7 protein-coding genes are annotated in these 7,461 nt (G+C 69.6%); 3 read left to right on the forward strand and 4 right to left on the reverse strand.

The window, feature by feature from the left end:
- The first annotated feature begins 6 nt into the window (after positions 1 to 6).
- Positions 7 to 333 carry a hypothetical protein gene (locus AC07SQ_RS30370; protein ID WP_493193745.1) on the forward strand — a complete coding sequence of 109 codons (327 nt, stop codon included), beginning with the start codon at positions 7 to 9 and terminating at the stop codon, positions 331 to 333.
- Between the two features lie 17 nt (positions 334 to 350).
- On the opposite strand, the gene AC07SQ_RS30375 is transcribed toward AC07SQ_RS30370, so the two are convergent.
- From AC07SQ_RS30375 to AC07SQ_RS30385, 3 genes are all read right to left on the reverse strand, one after another.
- The gene (locus AC07SQ_RS30375) at positions 351 to 1,286 is read right to left on the reverse strand and encodes a M14 family metallopeptidase (protein ID WP_095948925.1); all 936 of its coding nucleotides are present in this window, start codon (positions 1,284 to 1,286) and stop codon (positions 351 to 353) included.
- Between the two features lie 115 nt (positions 1,287 to 1,401).
- Positions 1,402 to 2,604, reverse strand: a complete 1,203-nt coding sequence (locus tag AC07SQ_RS30380) for an ammonium transporter (protein WP_495271674.1) — start codon at positions 2,602 to 2,604, stop codon at positions 1,402 to 1,404.
- Positions 2,605 to 2,774: 170 nt separating this feature from the next.
- Positions 2,775 to 3,716: a LytTR family DNA-binding domain-containing protein gene (locus AC07SQ_RS30385; protein ID WP_495271675.1), complete on the reverse strand. Its 942-nt coding sequence runs from the start codon at positions 3,714 to 3,716 to the stop codon at positions 2,775 to 2,777.
- 113 nt (positions 3,717 to 3,829) lie between these two features.
- On the opposite strand from AC07SQ_RS30385, the gene AC07SQ_RS30390 reads away from it, so the two are divergent.
- Positions 3,830 to 5,125, forward strand: a complete 1,296-nt coding sequence (locus tag AC07SQ_RS30390; RefSeq protein WP_495313022.1) for an acyltransferase family protein — start codon at positions 3,830 to 3,832, stop codon at positions 5,123 to 5,125.
- Here AC07SQ_RS30390 and AC07SQ_RS30395 read toward each other — a convergent pair.
- The gene (locus AC07SQ_RS30395; protein WP_492736507.1) at positions 5,043 to 5,489 is read right to left on the reverse strand and encodes a PaaI family thioesterase; all 447 of its coding nucleotides are present in this window, start codon (positions 5,487 to 5,489) and stop codon (positions 5,043 to 5,045) included. The two genes, AC07SQ_RS30390 and AC07SQ_RS30395, sit on opposite strands and share 83 nt — an antisense overlap.
- A 237-nt stretch (positions 5,490 to 5,726) precedes the next feature.
- On the opposite strand from AC07SQ_RS30395, the gene AC07SQ_RS30400 reads away from it, so the two are divergent.
- Positions 5,727 to 7,358 carry a DUF4139 domain-containing protein gene (locus tag AC07SQ_RS30400; RefSeq protein WP_495271677.1) on the forward strand — a complete coding sequence of 544 codons (1,632 nt, stop codon included), beginning with the start codon at positions 5,727 to 5,729 and terminating at the stop codon, positions 7,356 to 7,358.
- The last annotated feature ends 103 nt before the right edge of the window (positions 7,359 to 7,461 follow it).

The raw sequence follows: 7,461 nt of genomic DNA on the forward strand, positions 1-7,461 counted from the left end.
CGCGCCATGGCCCATCTACCGATGTTCACCGAAGCCTGCCTCGACACCTCGTTCGCGCGCACCAGCGAACGCCGCGAAGCCCTCGCCTTGCTCAACACCCGCCTGCACCCCGTCCTGCAGAAAATCGTCGCCGCCGAAGTCGCCTCGGGCAACCGCGTCAATGGCGTCGGCATCGACTGGCCCGACCTGGGCTCGGTGCACGTGACGATGGGCAAACATTTCGGCGACCGCCACGCCAGCGCAGACGCCGCTTTCAGCCTCTGCGACGACCCGCACTACTGGCATGCCGACTACAGCACCGCGGACAAACCGCGGCACCTGCTGATCTGCTGAACTGAAGGGCGCCCGCCTCAGAGCGGCCTGGTCAGGTACACCGCCTCGCGCCCGACGATCGTTCGCTGCGCGGGCATGAAGATCGTGCAGTCGTCGCACGGCGCGCGGATTTCGTCGGGGCCGTTGGTGGCGATCAGTTCGCCCTTGGCAAAGGTCTCGAAACCGATCAGCGGGCGCACGAAGGCGAAGTCTTCCGACTTGATCACGTGCGTCTGGAGCAGCTCGAAGCGACGCTGCTCGCCGGGCGCGGGCACGGCCGGGTCCTTGTCGATGAGGCCGAAGTGCGCCAGGAAGTCGAGCGAGATGGCGGTGGCCAGCTCGGAGGCCGAGCGCAGGAAATGCTGGCCGCACTCGGCCACCAGCGCCACGCCCTTGCCGTCGGCCCGGCCATGCTGGCCGTGCTGGATCAGCGGCGTGCCCGAGCCCAGGCCGTCGGGCATCACCAGGTGCACCGACGGGCGGCCAATGGCCATGGCGGCCTCGGCGTTGCGGTCGAAGGCCGGGTACACCCAGAACGGGATCACGGGCTGGCTCGTGGAATGGATGTCGAGGATGTGGTCGGCCGCGCTCACCACCGGGCGCAGCTCGCGGGCACGGCGCAGCTCGGGGCTGTCTTCGCTGCCGTCGAGCCATTCGGGCGACCACACGCGGTTGAGGTTGTGCACCAGCTGGCGGCTGTCGAAAGGCAGCGCCTCGTTGAAGGACTCGTAGGCCGCCACGTTGGCGAAGCTGACGGTCAGCGTGCCGATCTTCGGGCGCACGCCGGTGTCGAGCAGGTGCGTGGCGGCGGTCATGCCGCAGATCTCGTTGCCGTGCGTCAGCGCATTGATCAGCACGTGCGGGCCGGGCTTGCCGGACTCGAAGCGGTGCACGTAGTCGATGCCGACGTTGCCCTCGCGGTAGGCGGACAGGTCGCGGGGGAGGACTTCGAGGGCGGGGGGAGATTGGGTCATTGGGGGTGGTGAACAGGTGGGATCGGAGGCCGCCGGCAAGTTTGCTACAGCTGGCAAATTCGTGCCGTGCGCCGCAAATCCCCCGTTGCGGCTCATGTCCTGAGCCGCATCGCCCTCACCAATTCACTTCGCGCTCCGGCGTCGCCGAAATATGGTGGATCGACAGGTCCGCCCCGTCGTATTCCTCTTCCTGCGACAGCCGCAGCCCCATGGTCGCCTTGAGCACGCCGTACACCACCGCACCGCCGATCAGCGCCCAGCCCACGCCAAGCAAGGTGCCGATCAGCTGCGCCCACAGGTTCACGCCGCCGATGCCGCCGAGCGCCTGCGTGCCGAAGATGCCCGCCGCGATGCCGCCCCAGGTGCCGCACAGGCCGTGCAGCGGCCACACGCCGAGCACGTCGTCGATCTTCCATTTGTTCTGGGTGCGGGTGAACATGAAGACGAAGATGGCGCCGGCCACGCCGCCCGCCACGAGCGCGCCCAGCGGGTGCATGAGGTCGGAGCCGGCGCACACGGCCACGAGGCCGGCGAGCGGGCCGTTGTAGACAAAGCCGGGGTCGTTCTTGCCCATGGCCAGCGCCACCAGCGTACCGCCGACCATGGCCATCAGCGAGTTGACGGCGACGAGGCCCGAGATCTTGTCGATGCTCTGCGCGCTCATCACGTTGAAGCCGAACCAGCCCACGCACAGCACCCACGCGCCCAGCGCCAGGAACGGGATGTTCGAGGGCGGGTGTGCGCTTAGCGAGCCGTCGCCGCGGTAGCGGTTGCGGCGCGCGCCCAGCAGCAGCACGGCCGGCAGCGCGAGCCAGCCGCCCACGGCGTGCACGACGACCGAGCCGGCGAAGTCATGGAACTCGTGGCCGGTGACCGAGGCGATCCAGCCCTGGATGCCGAAGGCCTTGTTCCAGGCGATGCCCTCGTACAACGGGTAGACGAAACCGACAATCACCGCGGTGGCGATCAGCTGCGGCCAGAACTTGGCCCGCTCGGCGATGCCGCCCGAGATGATGGCCGGAATGGCCGCCGCGAAGGTCAGCAGGAAGAAGAACTTCACCAGCTCGTAGCCGCTTCTTGCCGACAGTTCGGTGGCGCTGACGAAGAAATGCGTGCCATAGGCCACACCGTAGCCCACCAGGAAGTACACGATGGTCGACACCGAGAAGTCGACCAGGATCTTGACCAGCGCATTGACCTGGTTCTTCTTGCGCACGGTGCCCAGTTCCAGAAAGGCAAAGCCGGCATGCATGGCCAGGACCATGATGGCGCCGAGAAGGATGAACAGCGCGTCAGCGCCCTGTTTGAGTGCGTCCATGAGAGCTTCTTGCAGGTTTTTGGTTTGATTTGGTGCGTCGCACCCGAACGGCTCGGGGCGCCGGCGCAAGAAAGCAAAAATGGTGCCTGAAGGCTCTTGAATGGTGCGAAACGACCCAGGAATGGGCCGAATTCGCAGGACGCGCACCGGATCGGAACGCGCCGAAACGCTCAGCTGGCGCCGCCGCGCAGCGCGTCGCGATACCGCCGGCTGCAGGGCACGCTCGTGCCGTCGTGCATGTGCAGCCGGGCGTCGCCGCCGTCGAGCGGCTCGATCTCCTTGATGCGGCCCAGGTTCACCGCGTGGCTGCGGTGCACGCGCACGAAGGTGGCGGGGTCGAGCTGGGTCAGGAAGTCGGTGAGCGTGGCGCGCAGCAGGTAGTCGTGGCCGTTGACGTGCAGGCCGACGTAGTTGCCCTCGGCCTGCAGCCAGTCGATGTCGGTGGCGGCGATGAGGAATTCGCGGCGCAGCTTGCGCACGAGGAAGCGTTCGGGGCGGGCGGGCGGCGGCGCTGCCGGCGTTGGCAGTTCCTGTACCGAGGGCTCGACTCCCTCCCTCTCCTCCAAAGCCTCGGGCACCGGCGCCACGCCCTCTTCCGGCGGATCGAGCACGCGCGCCTCGCCCTGCAGCCGCAGCATGAAGAGCCGGTAGGCCCACACGCCGAAGACCATCGTGGCGTAGACGCGCACGTCCTTCAGGTATTCGTAGCCCCATCGCCCCATGGCGCCGCCGAAGTCGTAGGGCTCGCCGGCCGCCGCGTACACCGCGGCGCGCAGCCCGAACATCGCCGCGACGTGCGCCAGGCTCAGGAGCACGCTGGCCACCAGGTGCCCTGCAAGAAAGCGCACCCAGTGGTCGCGCGCCAGCGGCGACAGCCGGCGCTCCACGGCCACCAGCACCGGCACCAGGGCCAGCAGCGCGATGTGGCTCGACACCTCCCAGGTGACGACCTCCCAGTTCGCGCGCGGCACGGCGCGGCTGCGGGCGTCGATGAGCGCGACCACGGTGCTGATCGCGGCATGCACCGTCATCAGCACGATCCAGAAGCCGACCTCGACGTACCGCCGGATCGGTTCGTAGCGCTCGTACAGGTTCTTGTGCGGCTCGCTCATGCGGGGATTCTCGCGAACCGGGGGCCGGATTTCGTCCCTGGGGGCCACCGTTCGTCACAAATCCGGGCCGGTCCGTCCCGGCGATGGCCCCGGGGACGGGCGCGGGGGCCACGATGACCGCCGTTTCCTCGTTCCAGGAGCTCGCCATGCCCTCCGATTCCGTTCCCACGCCACAGCGCCGCCACGACATCGACGCCCTGCGCGCCCTCGCCTTCCTGCTCGTCATCCTCTATCACGTGGGCATGTACTACGTGGCCGACTGGCCCTGGCACCTGAAGAGCCCGCACGCGGCCGAGTGGCTGCCGTGGCCGATGCGGGTGCTGAACCTGTGGCGCATGGACCTGGTGTTTCTCATCTCGGGCGTGTCGCTCGGCTTCCTGAGCCGGGGCCAGGGCACCTGGGGCCTGCTGCGCAGCCGGGGGCTGCGGCTGATGCTGCCGCTGGCCTTCGGCATGGCGGTGGTCGTGCCCTACCAGGCCTACGCCGAGGGCGTGGCGCGCGGGCTGGTGGCGCCGGGCTTCGGCACCTTCCTGCTGCGCTACCTGTCGATGGGCGCGCCGTGGCCCAAGGGCGCGTTCGCGGGGGCGGAGTTCGGCATCACCTGGAACCACCTCTGGTACCTGCCCTACCTGTTCCTCTACACGGCGCTGGTCGCGCTGACGCTGCCGCTGTGGCGCTCGGCGGCCGGCCAGTGGGTGCGGCGGCGCTTCAACGGGCTGCGCGGCTGGCAGCTGCTGGTGCTGCCGGCGCTGCCGCTGCTGGCGTGGACGGTGCTGCTGGCGCGGCACTTCCCGGCCACGCACAACCTGGTGTGGGACTTCCACCTGCACAGCATCTACTTCACCGTCTTCCTCTACGGCTACTGGATGGGCGTGGACACGGGCATCTGGCGCGAACTCGAACGGCTGCGCCGCGTGTCGCTGCTGCTGGCGGTGGCGACGATCGGCGCGTTCATCGCGCTGCGCGTCGGGGCCCTTGTTCCGCCCAAAGGGCTGCTGATGGACGTGCTGCGCACGGCCTACCTGTGGCTCGCGGTCGCCACGATCCTGGGCCATGGCCACCGCCACCTGAACCGCCCCTGGCCGTGGCTGCGCTGGGCCAACGAGTCGGTCTACCCCTGGTACATGCTGCACCAGACGCTGATCGTCGCGGGGGTGGCGCTGCTGGTGCCGCTGGCGCTGGGCCCGGTGTGGGAGCCCGTGGCGCTGGTCGCCGTGACCATTGCCGGCTGCTGGCTGCTGACCGACGGGCTGATCCGCCGCATCGGCTGGCTGCGCCCGCTGTTCGGGCTGAAGCGCAAGCCCGAGGCCGAGCCTGCCGTGGTGCTTACGCCGCCTGCTTCGGCTTCGGCGTCGTCGACGCCTCATCCACCGGCACCAGGATGGCGTTCGCCGTCGCCACGAGCTTGAGCTTGTCTTCGCCCTGGCCTTCAGGCTGCGCGAACAGCTCGGCCCCGACGAACACCTGCTTGCGCCCCGCCTTCACCACGCGCCCGCGCGCCACGAAGGCCTCGCCAATGGCCGGCGAAATGCAGTTGATGGAGAAATGCGAGGCCAGCACGCGGCCCGCCACGGTGGCGGCCGCGAAGCCGCTCACGGTGTCGAGCAGCGCGGCGATCATCCCCGCGTGCAGGAAGCCGGTGTACTGGCCCATGTCTGCCTCGCGCCATTTCATGCGCAGTTCGGCCTGCCCGTCGGCGGCCTGTGTGACGTCGAAGCCGGCCCAGCGGTTGAAGGCGGCCGAACGGTTGATGGCCTGGATCGTGTCGAGCATGGGGGGGTCCTTTCAGGGTGAATCAATGGAGGGAAGGCGAGACCCACTCTAGGAAGCGGAGCCGCCGCGCACCGTCTCTTGGGTGACCGGTTCGCCGCCGGCAGATGCCTGCGCGACAGCAACGCGCCCGCGTCACATCGGCGTCATGAAAAAAACTTTGCGACGCCTTAACCCCGTTCGCCCGCCCCGTCCGTAGAAGCGGAGATTCGTCACCGACTTTCTTCCGGAAGGCTTTCCATGCACACACCGTTCTCCGCCCGTCCCCTCCTGCGTGCCACCGCCGTCGCCGCCCTCTGGCTGGCCGCGGGCGCCGGCGCTCACGCGCAACTGCAGGCCGATGCCTCGCGCATCACGCAGGTCAAGGTCTACCCCGGCAGCGCCACGGTGGAGCGCGTGGCGCGCGTCGCGGCGGGCAGCCGCTCGGTCACCTTCGCCTGCCTGCCGGCCGGGCTCGACGTGCAGAGCCTGCAGGTGTCGGCCGGCGCGGCGGTGCGCGTGGGCGAGACCTCGGTGCTCAGCGAGGCGCGCGAGCTCTCGGCCAACTGCGCGACCAGCGCGCTCGACGGCCGCATCCGCGAGCTCGAAGACCGCAAGGCCGCGCTGCAGGCCGAGACCGATGCGCTGGGCATGGTCACGGGTTATCTCAAGGGGCTGTCGGGCGGCGAATCGGGCCCCGGCGCGCGCGCGCCGATGGACGCGCGCAACCTCACAGCCGTGACCGACGCGATGCGCCGCTCGGGCCAGGACGCGCTGCTCAAGCAACACCAGATCCAGCGCCAGCAGACCGACCTCGACCGCCAGCTCAAGCCGCTGCTGGCCGAGCGCGGCCGCACGCAGGGCCAGGGCGCGCAAGTGACGGCCGTCACCGTCACGCTCGCCGCCAGTGCCGATGCCGACGTGAAGCTCAGCTACCAGGTCAACGGTCCGGGCTGGACGCCCAGCTACCGCGCGCTGCTCGACACCACGACGCGCAAGGTGCGCATCGAGCGCCAGGCGCTGGTGGCGCAGGCCACGGGCGAGGACTGGCGCGGCGTGAAGCTGGTGCTGTCCACCGGCCAGCCGCGCCGCGAGACCACGGGGCGCACGCCGAGCGCGTGGCGCATCGGCATCGAACCGCCGCCGCGCGCGAATGCCGAGTCGGCGTACATGGCCGCACCGATGCCTGCCGCCGCCCCGGCCGCCATCGCCGCCGACCGCAAGATGGCCATGGAGCGCGCACGCGAGCCGCTGTTCGACGTGAGCGTGTTCGACAACAGCTTCGCCACCGAATTCTCCGTGCCGCAAAGCATCGACGTGCCGTCCAACGGCCAGCGCGTGACCCTGGCACTGGGCCAGCATGAAGACACCGCGCAGCTCGCCGCGCGCACCAGCCCGCGCGTGGACCCGAGCGCCTTCCTGGTCGCCGAGATGGCGCAGCCCGCGGGCGTGTGGCCGGCCGGCCCGATGCAGCTGTACCGCGACGGCAACTTCGTCGGCCAGGGCCGCTGGAACGCGCCGAGCGACGCGAAGCTCACGCTCTCGTTCGGCCGCGACGAACTGGTGCGCGTGCTGGTCGAGCCCGAGCGCGACAACCAGGGCTCGGGCGGTTTTGTCGGCTCGCGCGCCGAGCGCCAGGTGCAGCGCGCCTACGTGGTCGAGAACCGCCACCGCACGCCGATCGCGGTGCAGGTGCTGGAGGCCGCGCCGGTGTCGGTCGACGAGCAAGTGCGCGTGACCACACGCTTTGCACCGCAACCCGCTGATCAAGCGTGGAACAAGCAGCCGGGGCTGGCGATGTGGCGCTTCGACCTGGACGCGGGGCAGACGGCGCGCGTGTCGGCAGACTACACGATCGGGTATCCGAAGGATGCGCGGTTGCAGATGCGCTGAGGCTGGGTTTGTTCAGGGCGAGTGCGCAGGCCACCGGGTACTTCCCTCCGCGAATGTCCCCCGGCCTGCGGCCTCCTCCTTGATTTCGCTGCGGGAAGCACCC

Source organism: Variovorax sp. GW821-FHT06D12 (assembly GCF_059419205.1).

Excerpts from the sequence above, each read along its gene's own strand:
- AC07SQ_RS30400 (WP_495271677.1), top strand. The coding sequence starts at position 5,727 with ATGCACACACCGTTCTCCGCCCGTCCCCTCCTGCGTGCCACCGCCGTC.
- AC07SQ_RS30385 (WP_495271675.1), bottom strand. The coding sequence starts at position 3,716 with ATGAGCGAGCCGCACAAGAACCTGTACGAGCGCTACGAACCGATCCGG.
- AC07SQ_RS30375 (WP_095948925.1), bottom strand. The coding sequence starts at position 1,286 with ATGACCCAATCTCCCCCCGCCCTCGAAGTCCTCCCCCGCGACCTGTCC.
- AC07SQ_RS30370 (WP_493193745.1), top strand. The coding sequence starts at position 7 with ATGGCCCATCTACCGATGTTCACCGAAGCCTGCCTCGACACCTCGTTC.
- AC07SQ_RS30380 (WP_495271674.1), bottom strand. The coding sequence starts at position 2,604 with ATGGACGCACTCAAACAGGGCGCTGACGCGCTGTTCATCCTTCTCGGC.
- AC07SQ_RS30395 (WP_492736507.1), bottom strand. The coding sequence starts at position 5,489 with ATGCTCGACACGATCCAGGCCATCAACCGTTCGGCCGCCTTCAACCGC.
- AC07SQ_RS30390 (WP_495313022.1), top strand. The coding sequence starts at position 3,830 with ATGACCGCCGTTTCCTCGTTCCAGGAGCTCGCCATGCCCTCCGATTCC.